The sequence below is a fragment of the Paraburkholderia sediminicola genome (assembly GCF_046027355.1).
Lineage (GTDB): Bacteria > Pseudomonadota > Gammaproteobacteria > Burkholderiales > Burkholderiaceae > Paraburkholderia > Paraburkholderia sediminicola_B.
On record NZ_JAQQEK010000006.1, the window covers coordinates 35,226 to 55,989 of the forward strand.

Below are 20,764 nucleotides of genomic sequence, written 5' to 3' on the forward strand. Positions count from 1 at the left end.
CGGATGATTATAGCGTGGCACGCATGGCGTGGCGGACGTACCGTCGCGCAGCCGCTCACGGGCAGGTATGGCGCCGGCGGCGCGCACAGGCGATCCACGGCCGTGCCGCAAAGGCAAGTTGAAGAGTTGAGCAGTTGAGCAGTTGAGCAGGTAAAGGGCACCGCGCCGTTGAGCAACGGCGCAACCCGCCAGGCGGCGCAGGCAATGCGCTGCAGCGGGAACGACGCGAACCGCCGACGGTTCGCGCAAAAAAGAAGCAGGAGCAGCAATGTACGCAGCAGTCTTGGAGACATCCGAACATAACAGGCGCAGGAGCGCCGCGGTCCTCGGTAGGAACGCCACCAACGCCTTTGCAAGGACCGCCGCAGTCCTCGGCCTGAACGCCACCGGTGCCTTTGCGAGGAACATCGCAGTCCTCGGCTCAAAGGTCACCAGCGTCTTCGCAACGAGCACCGCGGTCCGCGACGGAAACACCCCGAACGCCTCCGCAAGGAGCCCCGCACCATGACCAACTGGCTTCGCAACGGTTGGCCGACGCTCGCAATCATGCTGGGCGCGTCGGTGTGGGGCGTGATCTGGTATCCACTGCGCATGCTGGCCGCGCTCGGCGTGACAGGCACCGCAGCCAGCGCGCTGACGAGCGGCGCCGGCTGCCTGTTCGTGCTGCTGGTTCGCTATCGCGCGCTCAGAACCGTGCGCTGGCACTGGCTGCTCCCGGCTCTCGCGCTGGCGGCGGGTATCACCAACCTCGGCTTCGTGTGGGGCTCGATTCACGGCCAGGTGATGCGCGTGCTGCTGCTGTTCTATCTCACCCCCGCGTGGACCGCGCTCTTCGCGCACTTCATCCTGCACGAACGGTTGACGTGGGCGGGCGCGGGCCTCGCCGCGCTGTCGCTGGCCGGCGCGATGACCATGCTGTGGTCGCCGCAACTGGGCATTCCCGTGCCCGGCAATCTCGCCGAGTGGGCCGGCCTCGCGGGCGGCATGGGCTTCGCCATGAGCAATGTGCTGATTCTCAAGACGAGCCGCGTGTTGCCGGACATGAAGCCGGAAATGCGCACCGCGACGATCTTCGGTGGCGCGGCGCTGTTCGGTGCGTGTGCCTCGCTGTTCGAGGCGATGCCCGCGCCGCCCACCGGCGCGCATCTCGGCTCGGCCGCCTGGCTGGTGCTCGGCCTCGGGTTTCTGCTGGCGTCGAACAATATGCTGGTGCAATACGGACTTTCGCGCGTGCCGGCCAACCGGGCGTCGATCATCATGCTGTTCGAGATCGTGGTCACGGCGCTGTCAGCGTGGCTCTTTGCCGGCGAGACGCCAGGTCCGCGAGAATGGGCGGGCGGCGCGTGCATCGTGCTGGCTTCGGCGCTGTCCAGTTGGGTGCATCGGACCAAGGCCATGCCGCCCGATCCGGCCATTCAGGAGGAGAGTCTCGCTGACGGACGCGATGCCGGGCTCGACGACCGTAAGGACGGCAAAAACCGCCCACGCGCGATGGTATGATTGCCCCTCATTAGCCGGCGCATGCCTCACCGCATGAAGCCGGCACCCGAGGCCCGAGGGTTCGCGGGCCGTGTCGCCCCATCGGCGAACGGCTGGCGCGGCCTTCACGAGCCACCTATTTTTTTCCCTTTTCAAACAGCGAAATCGCCGTGCGTCTGACCTCGATCAAACTCGCTGGCTTCAAGTCATTCGTCGATCCCACGCATTTCCAGGTCCCGGGCCAGCTAGTCGGCGTGGTCGGACCGAACGGGTGCGGCAAGTCCAACATCATCGACGCCGTGCGCTGGGTGCTCGGCGAATCGCGCGCCTCCGAGTTGCGCGGCGAGTCGATGCAGGACGTGATCTTCAATGGCTCGACCGCGCGCAAGCCGGGTAGCCGCGCCAGCGTCGAACTGGTGTTCGACAACGCCGACGGCCGAGCCGCCGGGCAGTGGGGCCAGTATGCCGAAATCGCCGTGAAGCGCGTGCTCACGCGCGACGGCACCTCGAGCTACTACATCAACAATCTGCCGGCGCGCCGCCGCGACATTCAGGACATCTTCCTCGGCACCGGTCTCGGGCCGCGCGCGTACGCGATCATTGGGCAGGGCATGATCGCGCGCCTGATCGAGGCGAAGCCGGAAGAGCTGCGCGTGTTTCTCGAAGAAGCCGCGGGCGTGTCGAAGTACAAGGAGCGCCGCCGCGAAACCGAGAACCGTCTGCACGATACGCGTGAGAATCTGACGCGGGTCGAGGACATCGTCCGCGAACTGGGGGCGAACCTCGAGAAGCTGGAAGCGCAGGCCGTGGTCGCCACGCGTTACAAGGAACTGCAGGCCGACGGCGAAGAGAAGCAGCGGCTCCTCTGGCTGTTGCGCAAGAACGAAGCCGGCGGCGAGCAGGAGCGCCAGCAACGCGCGATCGAACAGGCCCAGATCGATCTCGAAGCGCACACCGCGAAGCTGCGCGAAGTCGAGGCGCAACTCGAAACGCTGCGCGTCGCGCATTACTCCGCCAGCGACGCGATGCAGGGCGCGCAAGGCGCGCTCTACGAGGCGAATTCGGAAGTCAGCCGGCTCGAAGCCGAGATCAAGTTCATCGTCGAATCGCGCAATCGCGTGCAGGCGCAGATCGCCGCGCTGAACGCGCAGCGTGAGCAATGGCAGTCGCAGGCGCAAAAAGCGCAAGACGATCTGGCGGACGCCGAGGAACAACTCTCCGTCGCCGAGGAAAAAGCGGCGCTGGCCGAAGACGAAGCCGCCGCCAAACACGACGCAATGCCAGCGCTCGAAGCGCGCTGGCGCGATGCGCAAACGGAGTTGAACGCCGAGCGCGGTGGTATCGCGCAGACCGAACAGGCGCTCAAGCTCGAAGCCGCGCATCAGCGCAATGCCGATCAGCAATTGCAGCAACTGCAGGCGCGTCATGAGCGCCTGAAGTCGGAAGCAGGTGGTCTCGACGCTCCGGACGAAGCGCAACTCGAAGACCTGCGCATGCAGCTCGCCGAGCATGAAGAAATCCTGCACGACGCGCAGACGCGGCTCGTCGACGCGCAGGAAACGCTGCCGCGCCTCGACGGCGAACGCCGCGCCGCGCAGGAGCGTGTGCAAACGGAAAGCGCCCAGATTCATCAGCTCGACGCGCGCCTCGCCGCGCTCAAGCAGTTGCAGGAAAACGTCCAGACCGAAGGCAAGATCCAGCCGTGGCTCGAGAAGCACGAACTGGGCAGTCTGCCGCGTCTGTGGAAGAAGCTGCATGTCGAAGCCGGTTGGGAAGCCGCGCTCGAGGCCGTGCTGCGCGAGCGGCTCGCCGCGCTGGAAGTGTCGAACCTCGACTGGGTCAAGGCGTTCGCCACCGACGCGCCGCCCGCCAAGCTCGCCTTCTACGCGCCGCCGGTAGCAGGCCAGCCGGCCGCCACGCCGCCTGCATTGCGGCCGTTGCTGTCGCTGGTGCGGATCGACGACGCGGGCATCCGCGCGGTGCTGAACGACTGGCTCGGCCTCTCGTTCGTCGCCGACGATCTGCAGCAGGCGCTCGCCATGCGCTCGCAATTGCCGGAAGGCGGCGCGTTCGTCGTCAAGGCGGGGCATGTGGTGACGCGCGTCGGCGTGCAACTGTATGCCGCCGACTCCGAGCAGGCCGGCATGCTGGCCCGTCAGCAGGAAATCGAAAATCTGGCGCGCCAGGTTCGCGCGCAAGCCTTGCTCGCCGACGAAGCGAAGGCCGCCGCGATCCGCGCCGAAGCCGCTCACACGCAAGCCGCCCAGGCGTTGACCGATGTGCGTCAGCAGGCGGAGCGCGCCACGCAGCGTGTGCACGCGTTGCAAATGGACGTGCTCAAGCTCACCCAGGCGCACGAGCGTTACACCCAGCGCAGCACGCAGATTCGCGAGGAACTCGGAGAGATCACCGCGCAGATCGAAGAGCAGCGCGCCATGCGCGCGGAGTCGGAAGCGAACTTCGAGCGTCACGATGGTGAGCTCGCCGAATTGCAGGCGCGTTTCGAAGACCATCAACTCGCTTTCGAGGCGCTCGACGAACAACTCACCGCCGCGCGCGGCCAGGCGCGCGATCTCGACCGTGCCGCCACCGACGCGCGCTTTGCCGCGCGCAACATGGCGAACCGCATCGACGAACTGAAGCGCAGCATTCAGGTCGCGCACGAGCAGAGCGAGCGTGTCGCGGCGTCGCTGGAAGATGCGCGCGCCGAGCTGGAAACCATCAACGAGCAGACCGCGCACACCGGCCTGCAGGACGCGCTCGACATCCGCGCCATCAAGGAAGAGGCGCTGCACGCCGCGCGCCTCGAACTGGACGATCTCACCGCCAAGCTGCGTGCCGCCGACGAGACGCGTCTGACCGCCGAGCGCGCGCTGCAGCCGCTGCGCGACCGCATCAACGAATTGCAGTTGAAGGAACAGGCGGCGCGCCTGAACGGCGAGCAGTTCATCGAGCAACTGGCCGCGGCCGGCGTCGACGAGGCCGAGTTGCAGGCCAAGCTCACGCCGGATATGAAGCCGTCGTACCTGCAGGGCGAAGTCACGCGCATCAACAACGCCATTACCGCGCTCGGTCCGGTCAACATGGCCGCGCTCGACGAACTGAAGGCGGCGACCGAGCGCAAGTCGTTCCTCGACGCGCAATCGACCGATCTGAACAGCGCGATCGAAACGCTCGAAGACGCGATCCGCAAGATCGACGCCGAAACGCGCACGTTGCTGCAAGGCACCTTCGATCAGGTGAACCAGCACTTCGGCGAACTGTTCCCACGTCTCTTCGGCGGCGGCCAGGCGAAGCTGATCATGACCGGCGACGAAATTCTCGACGCCGGCGTGCAGGTGATGGCGCAGCCGCCGGGTAAGAAGAATTCGACGATTCACCTGCTGTCGGGCGGCGAAAAAGCGCTGACCGCGACCGCACTGGTGTTCGCGATGTTCCAGTTGAATCCCGCGCCGTTCTGTCTGCTGGACGAAGTGGACGCGCCGCTCGACGACGCCAACACGGAACGTTTCGCGAACCTTGTGCGGGCGATGTCGGACAAAACCCAGTTCCTGTTCATCTCGCACAACAAGATCGCGATGGAAATGGCGCAGCAGTTGATCGGCGTGACCATGCAGGAGCAGGGCGTGTCGCGGATCGTTGCCGTCGACATGGAATCGGCTGCGGGTTTCGCCCAGAATATCGTTTAAGTTTCATTTGGGTTTCGTTTGAGTTGCGTTTGAGTCGAAAATCGCGGGTGTCCGCGTTCAGCGCAGCGGCCGGTGGCCGCGCGACACGTGGGGCGGGCGCTAAGCCGCGCAGATAAAAGAATTGCTGATGGAGCATGCATGGACGAGTTGACACTCGGTTTGATCGGCGCGGGTGCCGTGGTGGTCGGGGGCGTGGTCGTGTACAACGCGTGGCAGAGCGCGAAGGTGCGCCGCAAGATGCCGCGGCCGATGCCGGCCGATACCGCCGAAAACCTCGCGCGGGACGATCAGGAGGAACAGAGCCCGTTCATCGAACCGGCCCGGCCGACCACGCGCCGCGAGCCGGTGGGGGGCGCCGAAGCGGCGGAGCAAACCACGGCGGCGCGCGTCGAACCGACGTTCGGCGGCCAGGCGGCTGGAACGGCGCCGCTCGACACCGCGGCCGATATTCAGGCCGAGACGACCACGCCGAATGGTTATCCGGAAGCCGAGGCCGTGGCTGAAGCCGAAGGCGCCGAGGCCGGCAAGGCCGCGCAAGCCGCTCGCCAGGCCGGCGAACCGGTTGAACCGATTCTGCCCGCCGCTACGACGATCTCGTCCGCGCCGCCGGCTATCGTCGATCGGCGCATCGACTGTATCGTGCCGATTCGTTTGAACGGCCCAGTTGCCGGCGACAAGGTGATTCCGCTTGCGCAGCGTCTGCGCCGCGCGGGCAGCAAGCCGGTGCATATCGAGGGCAAGCTCGAAGGCGGTGCGTGGGAACTGCTGCAAAACGGCGCGCGCTACGAAGAGTTGCGCGCGGCCGCGCAACTGGCCAACCGCAGCGGCGCGCTCAACGAACTGGAGTTCTCCGAGTTCGTGACCGGCGTGCAGCAGTTTGCCGACGCGCTGGATGCCTCGCCGGAATTTCCCGACATGCTCGAAACAGTCGCGATGGCGCGCGAACTCGACGGCTTTGCCGCGCAGTGCGACGCGCAGTTATCGATCAACGTGCTCTCCGACGGCGCGCCGTGGTCGGCCAACTACGTGCAGGCGGTGGCGTCGCAAGACGGCTTGCTGCTCTCGCGCGACGGCACGCGTTTCGTCAAACTCGACGCGAAGCAGAGCCCGGTGTTCATGCTGCAATTCGGCGACACCAACTTCCTGCGCGACGACCTCACCTACAAGGGCGGCCAGATGATCACGCTGGTGCTCGACGTGCCGGTGGCCGATGAAGACATCTTGCCGTTCCGCCTGATGTGCGACTACGCGAAATCGTTGGCCGAGCGCATCGGCGGACGGGTGGTCGACGACGGCCGTCGTCCGTTGCCGGAAACCGCGTTGCTCGCCATCGAAAAGCAGTTGATGACGCTCTACGCGAAGCTCGAACAGGCGGGCATTCCGGCGGGCTCGCCGGCCACACGGCGTTTGTTCAGCCAGTAAATTTTTTACGTTTTTCCGGTGTCTCCAACGGCCGCACGATGTGCGGCCGTTGTCGTTTCAGGCGGCGGCTTCATGCCTCGCTTTCGACTGGACCTGCAACGCGCCGAAACTGGCCATTCGGCCGATGTAAAGGGGCACGCTTCCTGCGATAATCCAATGTCTGAATTCCACTTAAGAACCTTCCGACAGCATGGCCCGAACCTCCGTCTCACATCCCGCTACCAGCGCCCCGGCCGAGCGTGCCGCGTGGCTGCGCGCGGAACTTGAACGCGCCAACTACGCGTACTACGTGCTCGACCAGCCGGACCTGCCTGACGCGGAATACGACAAGCTGTTCAAGGAACTGGAGAGCATCGAGACGGAGCATCCGGACCTGATCGTGCCGGATTCGCCCACCCAGCGCGTGGGCGGCGAGGCGGCGAGCGGCTTCGAGCCGGTCGTGCACGACCAGCCCATGCTGTCGCTGAACAACGGTTTCGCCGATGAAGACATCGTCGCGTTCGACAAGCGCGTCGGCGACGCGCTCGGCAAGAACGCGAGCGAGCCGCCGGTGCCGGTCGACTACGCGGCCGAGCTGAAATTCGACGGCCTTGCCATCTCGCTGCGTTACGTCGACGGCGCGTTCGTGCAAGCCTCCACGCGCGGCGACGGCACGACCGGCGAGAACGTCACTGAGAACGTCCGCACGATTCGCTCCATTCCGCTCAAGCTCAAGGGCAAACGCGTGCCGCACGTGCTCGACGTGCGCGGCGAAGTGCTGATGTTCAAGCGCGATTTCGAGCGTCTGAACGAACGCCAGCGGGCCGCGGAGCAGCGGGAATTCGCCAATCCGCGCAACGCCGCGGCGGGTAGTTTGCGGCAGCTCGATTCGAAGATCACCGCGCATCGGCCGCTGTCGTTTTTCGCTTATGGAATCGGCGTGCTCGAAGGCATGGAGATGCCGGCCACGCACAGCGAACTGCTCGACTGGTACAAGGAACTCGGCTTGCCGGTGAACGGTGAGCGGGCGGTGGTGCAGGGCGCGCAGGGCTTGCTGGGCTTTTTTCACGCCGTTGGCGAGAAACGCGAGAAGCTGCCGTATGACATCGACGGTGTGGTCTACAAGGTCAACCGGCGCGATGAGCAGGACGCGCTCGGCTTCGTGTCGCGCGCGCCGCGTTTCGCGCTGGCGCACAAATTCCCCGCGCAGGAAGCGCTCACCAAACTCGTCGCGATCGACGTGCAGGTCGGCCGGACCGGCGCGATCACGCCGGTGGCGCGGCTCGAGCCGGTGTTCGTCGGCGGCGCCACGGTCACGAATGCCACGCTGCACAACGAAGACGAAGTGCGCCGCAAGGATATCCGCATCGGCGACACGGTGGTCGTGCGGCGCGCCGGCGACGTGATTCCCGAAGTGGTGAGCGCGCTGCTCGACCGTCGCCCGGACGACGCCCGCGAATTCGTCATGCCCACGCAATGTCCGGTGTGCGGTTCGAATATCGAGCGGCTGCCGGATGAGGCGATCGCGCGTTGTACCGGCGGCCTGTTCTGTCCCGCGCAGCGCAAGCAGGCGCTGTGGCATTTCGCGCAGCGGCGCGCGCTGGATATCGACGGCCTCGGCGAAAAGATCATCGACCAATTGGTCGAGCAGAATCTGGTGCGTACGCCGGCCGATCTGTTCAACCTCGGTTTTGCGACGCTCGCCGAGCTCGACCGCTTTGCCGAAAAATCCGCGCAGAATCTGCTCGACTCGCTCGAAAAGGGCAAACACACCACGTTGGCGCGTTTCATCTACGCGCTCGGCATCCGGCACGTGGGCGAATCGACGGCGAAGGATCTGGCCAAGCACTTCGGCTCGCTGAATCCGATCATGGACGCCTCGGTCGAAGCCTTGCTGGAAGTCAACGACGTGGGGCCGGTGGTCGCCGAGTCGATTCATCAGTTCTTCGCCGAGGAACATAACCGCACGGTGATCGAGCAGTTGCGCGCGCCAGGCAAGGTCACGTGGCCGGAAGGGCCGCCCGCGCCCAGAGCGCCGCAAGGCGTGCTGGCCGGCAAGACGGTCGTATTGACCGGCACGTTGCCGAGCCTCGCTCGCGAAGAGGCGAAGGAAATGCTGGAAGCGGCCGGCGCGAAAGTGGCCGGATCTGTATCGAAGAAAACCGACTATGTGGTGGCGGGGGCCGACGCGGGCAGCAAATTGGCGAAGGCTGAGGAACTCGGCGTCCCGGTACTCGACGAAGATGGTATGCGAAAGCTCCTGGAGGGGCAGTTATGATCCGCGAAATTCTCAAGATGGGCGATCCGCGCCTTTTGCGCATTGCCGATCCGGTCGATCACTTCGACACGCCCGAGTTGCATGAACTCGTCAAAGACATGTTCGAGACCATGCACGACGCAAATGGCGCGGGTCTTGCCGCGCCGCAGATCGGCGTCAATCTGCAGGTGGTGATCTTCGGTTTCGGGCACAACGAGCGCTATCCGGACGCGCCGCCGGTGCCGGAAACGGTGCTGATCAACCCGACCATCACGCCGGTCTCGCTGGATATGGAAGAGGGCTGGGAGGGCTGCCTGTCGGTGCCGGGTCTGCGCGGCGCGGTGAGCCGGTTTTCGATGATCAAGTATCACGGCTTCGATCAATTCGGCAAGCCGATCGACCGCGTCGCCGAGGGCTTTCACGCGCGCGTCGTGCAGCATGAATGCGATCACCTGATCGGCAAGCTGTATCCGATGCGGATCAATGACTTCGCGAAGTTTGGTTTCACGGAAGTGCTGTTTCCAGATATGGATCCGAATAGCGACGATTGAGGCGGCTTGCGCTGCTTCTGGTCACTGCGCTGGCATCCTCGGCTCGGCGCAGGGATAAAAAAACCCACGCGATTGCGTGGGTTTTTTTGGGGAACGTCTTCAGACGCCCGGCTTTAGAACGACTCGTCCGGCGCCAGATAGCGCCATTGTCCCGGCGGCAGCGCGCCCAGCATCACACGCCCCATCCGCACGCGTTTCAGCCCGATCACTTCCAGTCCGACCAGTTCGCACATGCGGCGAATCTGCCGCTTCTTGCCTTCACGCAGCACGAAGCGCAACTGCTCGCCGTTCTGCCAGCTCACTTGCGCCGGCTTGAGCGGCACGTCGTCGAGCGACAGGCCGTGGCACAGCAGCGCGAGGCTTTCCGGCGGGAAGTGACTTTCGACGTCGGTGGTGTGGTCGCCGAACGCCACGCGCACCAGATACTCCTTGTCGATTTCCGAATGACCGCCGATTAGTTGCTTGGCGATGCGGCCGTCCTGCGTCAGCACCAGCAGACCCGTCGAATCGATGTCCAGACGGCCGGCCGGCGCGAGCTGGCGCAAATGCGCGACGGAGAAGCGGATGTCCGACTGATCGCCTTCCCAGCGATTCTCCGGCGTGACCAGCGTGATGGCCGGCTGATAGCCGTCTTCCGCCTGACCCGAGACGAAACCCACCGTCTTGTGGATCAGCACCGTCACCTGGCTCGCTTGCGCGGCTTCGGCGGCGGGGTCGATTTCGATGCGCTGGTCCGGACGAACCTTGGTGCCGAGCGTGTCGATGCGCTCGCCGTCCACCAGTACCCAGCCTTTTTCAATCCACTCGTCGGCTTCGCGGCGTGAGCACAGGCCGAGTTCGGACATCAGCTTGGACAGACGCAGCGTGCCCGGCGCATCTTCGTAGTCGCGACGCGGCGTGCGCGGAGCGGCATCGGTTTCGCTGTCGCGTTGTTCGGCTCGGGCTGCGCCGCGCGGCTTGTCGGCGCGCGCGGGACGGTCGTCGCCGAAGCGGCGGCCGGCGGCCGGCAGCGTCTTGTCGAAACTGCGGGCCGGGCGCTCGCCACGGTCGGTGCGCTCGGTGCGTTCAGCGCTGCGCGCCGGACGGTCGCCGAATTCGCGTTTGGCCGGGGCGCGTTCGCCGCGCGGAGCGCGTGCCGGACGGTCCGAGCGGTCGCCGTAGCCGCTTTTGATGGGCTTCGCGAAGCTGCGTTCGCCACGTTCGGAGGCACCGCGCTCGCCTTCGAAACGGCGTGGCGCGCTGTCGCTGCGCGGCCCGCGCTCGCCGCCGCGGCGGTCTTGCGGTGCGCCACGGTCGCTGCCGAAGCGCGGTCGGTCGGAGGCATCGCGTTCGCGGCGTTCCGGGCGCTCGCCACGCGGACCGCCTTCCGGCGGACGGCCCGCGCCTGGACGCGCACCGCTGAACGGGCGGCGTTCGCCGTCGTCGCGGCGCGGAGCGCGATCGCCAAAGCTGCGCGGAGCGCGTTCGCTGCGATCCGTGTTGCCTTCGAAGCGGCGGGGCGCGCCTTCGGCTCGGTCACCAGCTTCACGACGCGGCGCGCGATCACCGCGGTCGGCGCCGCCTTCGAACCGGCGCGGGGCGCGCTCGCCGCGATCTGAACTGCCTTCAAAGCGACGCGGCGCACGTTCACCTCGATCGGCTGCGCCTTCAAAACGGCGCGGCGCGCGATCGGTGCGATCACCACCGCCCTCAAACCGACGAGGAGCGCGTTCGCCACGCTCACCAGCACCTTCGAAGCGGCGCGGAGCCCGTTCACCGCGATCGCCTGCGCCTTCAAAACGGCGCGGCGCGCTACCGGTACGGTCACCGCCACTCTCAAACCGACGCGGCGCGCCTTGACTGCGTTCGCCATCTGCTCTGCGTGGCGCGCGTTCGCTGCGATCCGCGCCGCCTTCAAATCGACGCGGTGCGCGCTCTGCGGCGTCCCGACGCGGGGCGCGGTCGCCACTACCTTCAAACCGACGCGGGGCCCGTTCACCCTCAGCCCTACGCGGCGCGCGTTCGCTACGATCACCGCCGCCTTCAAATCGACGCGGCGCGCGATCGCCATCATCCCGACGCGGCGCACGATCACCACCGCCTTCGAACCGGCGCGGCGCACCACCCGCGCCCTCGCGACGCGGCGGCCGATCCGACCCGGCGCGATGCGCGCCACCGGCGTCCCGCTCGCGCGAAAACGACCCTTCGGCCCTTGCAGGGCGCGCACCGGCACCAGCCGGCTTGCCGGCGCTTGGCCGCTTGCCGCCTGCCGCGCCTGCGCCTTCACCCCGCGCCCCGCTCGATCCGGGCGTCGCCGGCCTGGGTCCCGCCGGGCGCGGCGTCGGCTTACGCGCCGATGTGCTGCCGGTACGGACAGGGGCGCGTTCGGACGAAGCCGGCCGCGGGTGCTTGGCTGTTAATTTGACTCGCATGAAATCTCACACTGCGATCGCGCGCAGCAGTTCGGTCTCGACCTGAATTTGCAGGCGGTTGTCCGACAGACCGTGTCCATCCAGCAGGAACACGTCTTCGACGCGTTCGCCGAGCGTATTGATCCGCGCCGAAGCGACGCCGACCCGATGCTCGGCCAGCACACGCGCGATCGAATAAAGAAGGCCTGGCCGGTCGTTCGCCGACACGGACAGGATGTAATATTGGCCGCGCTCGTCGGCCCGAAGATCGACGCGCGGGGTAACAGGGAAGGTCCGCGACAGCCGCGACAAACGGCCTTTCGACGGTCCCGGAAGCAGGGTGCCGTCACCGGTGAGGCGGGCGGTCAGTTCCTGTTCGACCAGATTGGCAATATCGCGATAATGCACGTCTTCTTCGGTATGCGCGACGAGGAAATTATCGAGCGCGTACCCGTGACGGGTCGTGCTGACCCGCGCATCGAGCACCGACAGGCCGTTGCGGTCGAAATACGCGCAAATGCCGGCGAACAGGTCCGGCTGGTCCTTCACGTACACCAGCACCTGGAGCGCCTCGCCGATCGGCGACGGACGGGCCCGCACGATCGGCGTCGGCGTTTCCACGTGGCGGTACAGCACGCGCGTTTGCCACGCGATATCCGCCGCGTCGTGGCGCAGGAAATAGCCGATGTCGAGCTTGTCCCATAGCGCCTTCTGCGCGCCTTCCGGCACGGTTTCGAGGCGCAGCAGCGCGAGCGCTTCTTCCTGGCGCGACTTCAGCTCCGAATGCGCATCCGGCCGCGCGCCGCCGAGTACGGCAAGCGTGGCGCGGTACAGGTCTTCCAGCAGCTTGCCTTTCCACGTGTTCCAGACTTTCGGGCTGGTGCCGCGAATGTCGGCCACGGTCAGCAGATAGAGCGCCGTGAGGCGCCGCTCGTTGCCGACCAGTTCGGCGAAACGCTTGATGACTTCCGGGTCGCTCGTGTCCTGCTTTTGCGCGACTTGGCTCATCGTCAGATGTTGCTGGACCAACCACACGACCAGTTCGCCGTCCTCGCCCGTAATGCCGTGATTGCGGCAGAAACGCCGCGCGTCGGCCATGCCGAGCGTGGAATGGTCGCCGCCGCGGCCTTTGGCGATGTCGTGAAACAGCGCCGCCACGTACAGCACCCACGGCCGGTCGAAGTTGGCGATCAACTGGCTGCAGAACGGATATTCGTGCGCGTGCTCGGCCACCGCGAAGCGGCGCAGATTGCGCAGCACCATCAGAATGTGCTGGTCGACGGTGTAGACGTGATACAGATCGTGCTGCATCTGTCCGACGATGCGCCGGAAGTTCAGCAGATAGCGTCCCAGCACACTGGTCTGGTTCATCAGACGCAGCGCGTGAGTGATGCCGGCCGGCTGCTTCAGGATGTCCATGAAGAGGCGCCCGTTTTCCGGATCGCGCCGCCAGTGCTGGTCCATCACGTCGCGGGCGTTGTAGATCGCGCGCAACGTGCGCGCCGACAGGCCCTTCACGCCGGGCGTCTGCTCGTACAGCAGGAAGGCCTCGAGGATCGCATTCGGCTCGCGCTGGAACACGTCGTCGCTGGCGATTTCCAGCATGCCCTGCTTTTCGACGAAGCGGTCCGACAGCACGCGCGTGATGCCGCTCGTGCTGGGGAAAAGCTGCGCTTCGATGTTCTGGATCAGGATCGTGGCGAGCTGCGTGACAGCCTTGGCGGACCAGTAATAGCGGCGCATCAGCTGTTCGCTCGCGCGCTTGGTCGCGGTCGGCTTGTAGCCGAAGCTCTCGGCCACCGCCGTTTGCAGGTCGAACACCATGATGTCCTGACGACGGCCGGCAATCACATGCAGCCGGGCGCGCAGCGCTTTCAGGAAACTCTCGTTACGGCGCAGTTCGCGCGCCTCGCGCTCGGTGATCAGGCCCCGCGCTTCGAGTTCGCGCCAGCTGCTGCCGAAACCGGCCGCCTGGGTGATCCACAGGATCAGTTGGAGATCGCGCAAGCCGCCCGGGCTTTCCTTGATGTTCGGTTCGAGCGAGTACGGCGTGTCCTGGAACTTGGCGTGGCGCTGACGCATTTCCAGCACTTTGGCCTGGAAGAAGGCTTTCGGGTCGAGCGCTTCGCGGTAACGCTTCGTGAAGTCGTCGAACAGCGCGGCGCTGCCGGTAATGCGCCTCGCCTCGAGCAGCGAGGTGCGCACGGTGACGTCGTTGGCGGCTTCTTCGAGACATTGCGACACGCTGCGCACGCTGCTGCCGAGCTCCAGCCCCAAGTCCCAGGCAAGGCTGATAAAGCGTTCGATGCGCGCCTCGAGATGCTCGATCGGCGCGTCGGGCAGCAGGACCAGAATGTCGATGTCGGAATGCGGCGCCAATTCGCCGCGCCCGTAGCCGCCCACCGCCACCAGCGTCAGTTCGGGCGGCAGCTCGCAGGTGTTCCAGGCGGCGCGCAGGGAGTCGTCCGTGGCGCGCGCCAATGAGGCCATCAACGCGTCGACGTTGGTGGCCGTCTTGAAGCGTTCCAGCAGTTGGGCTTTGGCCACTTTGTACTCCGCCTTGAGCGACGTGGCAGGGGATTGGGCGACGGCTGGAACACTACTCATTGGCAGGGAGGCGGTGAGGTCGGAAGTCGGTCAGGCCGTGGCCGCGACGACCGGCGGGCGCGCGGGCGTGCCGGCGGACACGGTCAGCACGTCGTAGCCGGTTTCGGTGACGAGGATGGTATGTTCCCACTGCGCCGACAGGCTGCGGTCCTTGGTCTTGACGGTCCACTGGTCCGGCATGGTGCGGATGTCGCGGCGGCCGGCGTTGATCATCGGCTCGATCGTGAAGATCATGCCGGTCTGCAACTCGAGCCCGGTACCGGGACGACCGTAGTGGAGGATCTGCGGATCTTCGTGAAATACCGTGCCGATGCCGTGGCCGCAGTATTCGCGCACCACGCTGTAGCCCTGGCCTTCCGCATGTTTCTGGATCGCGTAGCCGATGTCGCCGAGATGCGCGCCCGGGCGCACCTGGTCGATGCCGAGCCACATGCATTCGAAGGTGGTCTGGACGAGGCGCTTGGCCAGAATCGAGCCCTCGCCGACGATGAACATGCGGCTGGTGTCGCCGAAATAGCCTTCCTTGATGACGGTGACGTCGATGTTCAGCGCGTCGCCGTTCTTCAGCGTCTTGTCGCCGGGAATGCCGTGGCAGATCACGTCGTTGACCGAAATGCAGGTGGCTTTCGGATAGGGCGGGTAGCCGGGCGGCTGATAATTCAGCGGCGCCGGAACCGTGCCCTGTACCTTCAGCATGTATTCGTGGCACAGACGGTCGAGTTCACCGGTCGTGATGCCGGCCGTGACGAACGGGGTGATGTAATCGAGCACTTCGCTTGCCAGTTTGCAGGCGACGCGCATCCGCGCGATATCGTGTTCGTTTTTGAGCGTAATAGCCATGAGTCGGGCCTGAAATGCGATTTATTGCGGGATTATCGCACCATATTCCGGCTGCCGCAGCCTTTTGCGACGGGGCGGGCGCCTTTTGCGGGCCTCCGGGCGGCCTCGTTCGAAACGCCCTACGCTCGCGCGGGTGCAACCCGGCGGCCGTGAACAGGACTACCGGGCAGGTTGAGTCGTGCAATAGTCGCGTGCTATAATCTTTGGCTAAGTCGATCTCTGTCTTGCTTTATTCGTCCATATGGGCAAAAAAGCGGCAAGAATGGCTTCTCATAACGCTGGTTGCCTGCGCTATGAGGTAATGCGGAAGCGAAAGCGGAAGCAACAAGGCAGCAGACTCGCAAGCCGGCGCACCCAGGGTGTCCGCCGCGTTCAGCCAGAGTGATGGCAGCGCGGCCGATACGGCAGCCGGCTTAAGACCCAACCCTCGCGGAGATTTTCATGGCAGTTACCATGCGTCAAATGCTGGAAGCCGGTGTCCACTTCGGTCACCAAACGCGCTTCTGGAACCCGAAGATGGCCCCCTTCATTTTCGGTCATCGCAACAAGATTCACATCATCAACCTCGAAAAGACGCTGCCGATGTACAACGACGCGCTGAAGTACGCGCGTCAACTGGCAGCCAATCGCGGCACGATCCTGTTCGTCGGCACGAAGCGTCAATCGCGCGACACGATCGCTGAAGAAGCACAACGCGCTGGCATGCCGTTCGTCAACGCACGCTGGCTCGGCGGCATGCTGACCAACTTCAAGACGCTGAAGGTCTCGATCAAGCGCCTGAAGGACATGGAAGCGGCGCTGGAAGCAGGCGAAACCGAACGCATGAGCAAGAAGGAAGCGCTGCTGTTCGAACGCGAAATGGCCAAGCTGCAAAAGTCGATCGGCGGCGTGAAGGACATGGGCGGCATTCCGGACGCGATCTTCGTGGTCGACGTCGGCTACCACAAGATTGCCGTGACCGAAGCGAACAAGCTCGGCATTCCGGTCATCGCCGTGGTCGACACGAACCACTCGCCGGAAGGCATCGACTACGTGATCCCGGGTAACGACGACGCCTCGAAGGCTGTCGCTCTGTACACGGCTGGCGTGGCTGACGCGATCGTCGAAGGCCGTGCGAACGCGGTCAACGAAGTGGTGCAAGCTGCACGTGGTGGCGACGGCGACGAGTTCGTCGAGGTCAACTCGGAAGCGTAAAGCTGCCCCGTGTCCGGCAAAAAAGGGGGCTTTCTACAGGCCCCCTTTTTTTAAGCCGCGACATTGTAGTGGGGCGCTGCCGGCGGTGTCCGAAGCAGTGCTCGAGGCGTGGTCCGTAAAAAAGTACGGTCAACGCTGAAACGAATTCTTGCCGCCGGCATCGAAGTCCGGGCGGCGTGTGACAGACGGAACTCAAGGAGCAAATGATGGCGGCAATTACCGCAAGCATGGTTGCAGAACTGCGCGCAAAGACCGACGCGCCGATGATGGAATGCAAGAAGGCGCTGACGGAAGCTGACGGCGACATGGCGCGCGCTGAAGAGCTGCTGCGCGTGAAGCTGGGCAACAAGGCCAGCAAGGCAGCGTCGCGCGTGACGGCTGAAGGCGTGGTCGCATCGTTCATCGGCGGCAACGCGGGTTCGCTGGTCGAGCTGAACTGCGAAACCGACTTCGTCTCGAAGAACGACGACTTCCTGGCTTTCTCGAAGAAGGTCGCTGAGCTGGTCGCTACGCAAAACCCGGCTGACGTCGCGGCGCTGGCGGCCCTGCCGCTGGACGGCTCGACGGTCGACGCAGTGCGTCTGGCGCTGGTCGGCAAGATCGGTGAAAACCTGTCGATCCGCCGTTTCGTGCGTTTCGACACGGCCAACAAGCTGGCAGCGTACCTGCACGGCACGCGTATCGGCGTGCTGGTCGAGTACACCGGCGCGGACGAGCAGGTCGGCAAGGACGTCGCGATGCACATCGCCGCGATGAAGCCGGTTTCGCTGTCGTCGGACGACGTGCCGGCGGATCTGATCGCCAAGGAACGCAGCATTGCTGAGCAGAAGGCCGCCGAATCGGGCAAGCCGGCTGAAATCGTCGCCAAGATGGTCGACGGCAGCGTGCAGAAGTACCTGAAGGAAGTATCGCTGCTGAACCAGACGTTCGTTAAGAACGACAAGCAGACGATCGAACAGATGCTGAAGGCTGGCAACGCGAGCGTGCAGAAGTTCGCGCTGTTCGTGGTTGGCGAAGGCATTGAGAAGAAGCAGGACGACTTCGCCGCTGAAGTGGCCGCTCAAGTCGCTGCTGCAAAGCAACAATAAGTATCACGTAAGCTTCACTGCAATATCGTTGGACCCGCGGCGGAGCAAGACTTTGCCGCGGTCGGCAGCGCCGCAAGGCTGCGCGCGAGTTGACCCTCGCCGCGCAGCCGCCGCTGGCGAACCCCAGGGTTCGTCAATTTGGCGACGCTTGCCCGAATCAGCATTTCACCCCTACATTAGTCCCTTGTTGTTGCCCTGTTCTGCGCGATCTGGATACCCCTATGCCCACTGCCTATAAACGCGTCCTGCTCAAACTCTCCGGTGAAGCTCTGATGGGCGACGATGCCTTTGGCATCAATCGCGCGACCATCGAACGAATGGTGGCGGACGTGGCCGAAGTGGTCCGTCTCGGAACGCAGTTGGCCGTGGTGATCGGCGGCGGCAATATTTTCCGCGGCGTTGCGGGCGGCGCGGCGGGTATGGACCGCGCCACGGCCGACTACATGGGCATGCTGGCCACCATGATGAACGCGCTGGCGCTGCAGGACGCCATGCGCCACGCCGGCATCGAGGCGCGCGTGCAATCGGCGCTGCGCATGGACCAGGTGGTCGAGCCGTACATCCGGCCCCGCGCGATTCGCCAGCTCGAGGAAGGCAAAGTCGTGATTTTCGCGGCCGGCACCGGCAACCCGTTCTTCACGACCGACACGGCCGCCGCATTGCGCGGCTCGGAAATCGGCGCGGAAGTCGTGCTGAAAGCAACCAAGGTGGACGGCGTCTATTCCGCCGACCCGAAGAAAGACCCGAGCGCGACCCGTTACACCACGATCAGCTTCGACGAGGCGATTGGCCGCAATCTGCAGGTGATGGACGCCACGGCGTTCGCGTTGTGCCGCGACCAGAAGCTGCCGATCCGGGTGTTTTCGATCGTCAAGCCGGGCGCGCTCAAGCGCATCGTACAAGGCGAGGACGAGGGTACCCTCGTCCACGTGTAAACTCTCGTTCACATAACGTGGGCTTTAGCGCGAGCCCGGGCCGCCGCATCTTGCGCGCGCTGGCCGGCTCGCACCGTTTTGAAGGTTCGGAGGTTTAAAAATGTCTGTGGCTGATATCAGGAAGGGCGCTGAACAAAAGATGCAGCGCTCCATCGACGCGTTCAAGAACGACCTGTCGAAGATCCGTACGGGCCGTGCGCACACGGGCCTGCTCGATCACATCCAGTGCGACTACTACGGTTCGCCGGTACCCATTTCGCAAGTCGCGAACCTGACGCTGATCGACGCACGCACGATCGGCGTGCAGCCGTGGGAAAAGAAGATGGTGCAGGTCGTCGAAAAGGCGATCCGCGAGTCGGACCTCGGTCTGAACCCGGCCACGCAAGGCGACGTGATCCGCGTGCCGATGCCCGCGCTGACCGAGGAACGCCGTCGCGAACTGACCAAAGTGGTCAAGAGCGAAGCGGAAACCGCCAAGGTGGCAGTGCGCAACCTGCGTCGCGACGCCAACGAGCAGCTGAAAAAGCTCGTGAAAGACAAGGAAATTTCGGAAGACGACGAGCGTCGTGCCGGTGACGACGTTCAGAAGCTGACGGACAAGTTCGTCGCCGAAATCGACAAGCTCGTCGTGACGAAAGAAGCCGAGATCATGACGGTCTGAGGCCGGTCGCTTCAGCACGTTCAGGTTTTCCACTTCTTTTATTTGCAGTCACTGTCCCGACGGCCATGACCTATACCAGCTCAACCGTGCGCGTGCCTGATGTCGCCGCGGTGCCGCGACATATCGCGATCATCATGGACGGCAACGGCCGTTGGGCCACCCAGCGGCGCTTGCCGCGCGTGGCGGGCCATACGCGCGGCGTCGACGCGGTGCGTGCGGCCGTCGAGGCGTGCGCCCGTCAGGGTGTCGAATATCTGACGCTGTTCGCTTTCAGCTCGGAAAACTGGCGCCGTCCGAACGACGAAGTGTCGTTCCTGATGCGCCTGTTCGTGACCGCGCTGGAGCGCGAGATCGGCAAGCTGCATGCGAACGGCATCCGGTTGCGCGTGGTGGGCGATCTGTCGCGCTTCGATACGCGCATCCGCGATCTGATCAAGCGCGCGGAGACCAAGACCGCGCGCAATACCCGTCTCACGCTCACGATCGCCGCGAATTACGGCGGCCGCTGGGACATCATGCAGGCCACCCGCAAGCTCGCCGAACAGTCGGCGCTGGCGGGCAAGGTGGTCGAGGTGACCGAGGAATCGTTCGCCGAGCACCTCTCCATGGCTTATGCGCCGGAGCCGGATCTGTTCATCCGCACCGGCGGCGAGCGCCGCGTCAGCAACTTCCTGCTGTGGCAGCTCGCCTACACCGAGTTCTACTTCACCGACACGTTCTGGCCGGATTTCGACGCCGACGCGCTTGGCCACGCCATCGCTTCGTACGCGGAGCGTGAACGCCGCTTCGGCCGCACCAGTGCTCAACTCGAGCCGCAATCGCAAAACGTCGATTCGCTTCCATGCTAAAAACCCGTGTCATCACGGCGATCATCCTGCTGGCGATATTCTTGCCGGTCACGTTGTTCGCGCCGGTGGGCGCGTTTGGCGCGCTGATCGCCTTCGTCGTCGTGTTCGCCGCATGGGAGTGGGCGCGCCTGCTTAAGCTGGGCGGCGCGGGCCCGGTCATTTACGCGCTGGTGGCCGCGGTGGCGCTGGTCGCCAGCACGCGCCTCGGCGCGGGGATCGAGCAGGCGCGGCCGCTCTTCCAGGCAGCCGCTATATTCTGGGTGATCGGCGGTCCGTTCGTGCTGCTGCGCAAGCCCACGCTCGCGCAGGGCGCCTGGCGTCCCTTTCTGTTTCTTGCCGGCATTGTGGTATTCGTCGCGTGCTGGCATGCTCTCGTCGCCGCGCGCATGCAGGGCGTGCCGTTCGTGCTGTCGCTGCTGCTATTGGTATGGCTGGCCGATATCGGCGCATACTTCTCCGGAAAAGCGTTCGGAAAACACAAGCTGGCGCCTGCCATCAGCCCGGGTAAGACTTGGGAGGGCGCGATCGGCGGCTGGCTGGTGGTGATGATCGTCGCGGCGGCGGCGGTCTTTTTGCATGCGTTCGAGCCGACCCTGTATTCTGCGCTGCTGGCGCATTGGGGCGCCGTGCGCACGCTGCTCGCGCTGACCCTGCTGGTCGCATTCAGCGTGGTGGGCGACCTGTTCGAATCGATGATGAAACGCCAGGCCGGTGTGAAAGATTCAAGCGGCCTGTTGCCGGGGCACGGCGGCGTGCTTGACCGCATCGATGCCTTGTTGCCGGTGCTGCCGCTTGCCATGCTGCTGCTCGGCTAGAGAAAGAGA

Annotated in this window: 16 protein-coding genes; 12 read left to right on the top strand and 4 right to left on the bottom strand. The window is 64.9% G+C overall.

What is annotated here, in order from left to right:
* The first annotated feature begins 268 nt into the window (after positions 1–268).
* From PQR42_RS12300 to def, 6 genes are all read left to right on the top strand, one after another.
* Positions 269–508 (top strand): hypothetical protein, encoded by a 240-nt coding sequence (locus tag PQR42_RS12300; RefSeq protein ID WP_408384587.1) that lies wholly within the window; start codon positions 269–271, stop codon positions 506–508.
* Complete coding sequence (locus tag PQR42_RS12305) at positions 505–1,500, top strand: DMT family transporter (RefSeq protein WP_408384585.1); 996 nt, start codon at positions 505–507, stop codon at positions 1,498–1,500. The genes PQR42_RS12300 and PQR42_RS12305 overlap by 4 nt, the downstream gene beginning before the upstream one ends.
* Before the next feature lie 149 nt (positions 1,501–1,649).
* Positions 1,650–5,168: a chromosome segregation protein SMC gene (smc, locus tag PQR42_RS12310; RefSeq protein ID WP_408384583.1), complete on the top strand. Its 3,519-nt coding sequence runs from the start codon at positions 1,650–1,652 to the stop codon at positions 5,166–5,168.
* A 138-nt stretch (positions 5,169–5,306) separates the two neighbouring features.
* Positions 5,307–6,590 carry a cell division protein ZipA C-terminal FtsZ-binding domain-containing protein gene (locus PQR42_RS12315; RefSeq protein WP_408384581.1) on the top strand — a complete coding sequence of 428 codons (1,284 nt, stop codon included), beginning with the start codon at positions 5,307–5,309 and terminating at the stop codon, positions 6,588–6,590.
* Between the two features lie 190 nt (positions 6,591–6,780).
* Positions 6,781–8,847: an NAD-dependent DNA ligase LigA gene (gene ligA / locus PQR42_RS12320; RefSeq protein WP_408384579.1), complete on the top strand. Its 2,067-nt coding sequence runs from the start codon at positions 6,781–6,783 to the stop codon at positions 8,845–8,847.
* Positions 8,844–9,377 (top strand): peptide deformylase, encoded by a 534-nt coding sequence (gene def / locus PQR42_RS12325; protein WP_408236028.1) that lies wholly within the window; start codon positions 8,844–8,846, stop codon positions 9,375–9,377. The genes ligA and def overlap by 4 nt, the downstream gene beginning before the upstream one ends.
* 113 nt (positions 9,378–9,490) lie before the next feature.
* Here the strand turns inward: def and PQR42_RS45780 are convergent, their stop codons facing one another.
* From PQR42_RS45780 to map, 4 genes are all read right to left on the bottom strand, one after another.
* Positions 9,491–10,222, bottom strand: coding sequence for a pseudouridine synthase (locus tag PQR42_RS45780; RefSeq protein ID WP_408203903.1), 732 nt, complete (start codon positions 10,220–10,222; stop codon positions 9,491–9,493).
* Complete coding sequence (locus tag PQR42_RS45785; protein WP_459252317.1) at positions 10,222–11,643, bottom strand: hypothetical protein; 1,422 nt, start codon at positions 11,641–11,643, stop codon at positions 10,222–10,224. Before PQR42_RS45785 ends, PQR42_RS45780 begins: the two co-directional genes overlap by 1 nt.
* 151 nt (positions 11,644–11,794) lie before the next feature.
* Positions 11,795–14,374, bottom strand: a complete 2,580-nt coding sequence (locus PQR42_RS12335) for a [protein-PII] uridylyltransferase (protein WP_408384577.1) — start codon at positions 14,372–14,374, stop codon at positions 11,795–11,797.
* Between the two features lie 30 nt (positions 14,375–14,404).
* Positions 14,405–15,214, bottom strand: coding sequence for a type I methionyl aminopeptidase (gene map, locus PQR42_RS12340; protein ID WP_408384575.1), 810 nt, complete (start codon positions 15,212–15,214; stop codon positions 14,405–14,407).
* A gap of 441 nt (positions 15,215–15,655) precedes the next feature.
* On the opposite strand from map, the gene rpsB reads away from it, so the two are divergent.
* The 6 genes from rpsB (at position 15,656) to PQR42_RS12370 (ending at position 20,755) form a co-directional block, all read left to right on the top strand.
* The gene (gene rpsB / locus PQR42_RS12345; protein ID WP_132373926.1) at positions 15,656–16,408 is read left to right on the top strand and encodes a 30S ribosomal protein S2; all 753 of its coding nucleotides are present in this window, start codon (positions 15,656–15,658) and stop codon (positions 16,406–16,408) included.
* 206 nt (positions 16,409–16,614) lie between these two features.
* Entirely contained in the window at positions 16,615–17,496 is an 882-nt protein-coding gene (tsf, locus tag PQR42_RS12350) for a translation elongation factor Ts (protein ID WP_310815194.1), read from the top strand.
* Positions 17,497–17,717: 221 nt separating this feature from the next.
* A complete protein-coding gene (gene pyrH, locus PQR42_RS12355) occupies positions 17,718–18,431 on the top strand; it encodes a UMP kinase (protein WP_011488865.1) in 714 nt (237 codons plus the stop codon).
* 100 nt (positions 18,432–18,531) lie between these two features.
* The gene (gene frr, locus PQR42_RS12360) at positions 18,532–19,092 is read left to right on the top strand and encodes a ribosome recycling factor (RefSeq protein WP_012433445.1); all 561 of its coding nucleotides are present in this window, start codon (positions 18,532–18,534) and stop codon (positions 19,090–19,092) included.
* A gap of 65 nt (positions 19,093–19,157) precedes the next feature.
* The gene (gene uppS / locus PQR42_RS12365) at positions 19,158–19,940 is read left to right on the top strand and encodes a polyprenyl diphosphate synthase (protein WP_408203912.1); all 783 of its coding nucleotides are present in this window, start codon (positions 19,158–19,160) and stop codon (positions 19,938–19,940) included.
* Positions 19,934–20,755: a phosphatidate cytidylyltransferase gene (locus PQR42_RS12370; RefSeq protein ID WP_408203914.1), complete on the top strand. Its 822-nt coding sequence runs from the start codon at positions 19,934–19,936 to the stop codon at positions 20,753–20,755. The genes uppS and PQR42_RS12370 overlap by 7 nt, the downstream gene beginning before the upstream one ends.
* The last annotated feature ends 9 nt before the right edge of the window (positions 20,756–20,764 follow it).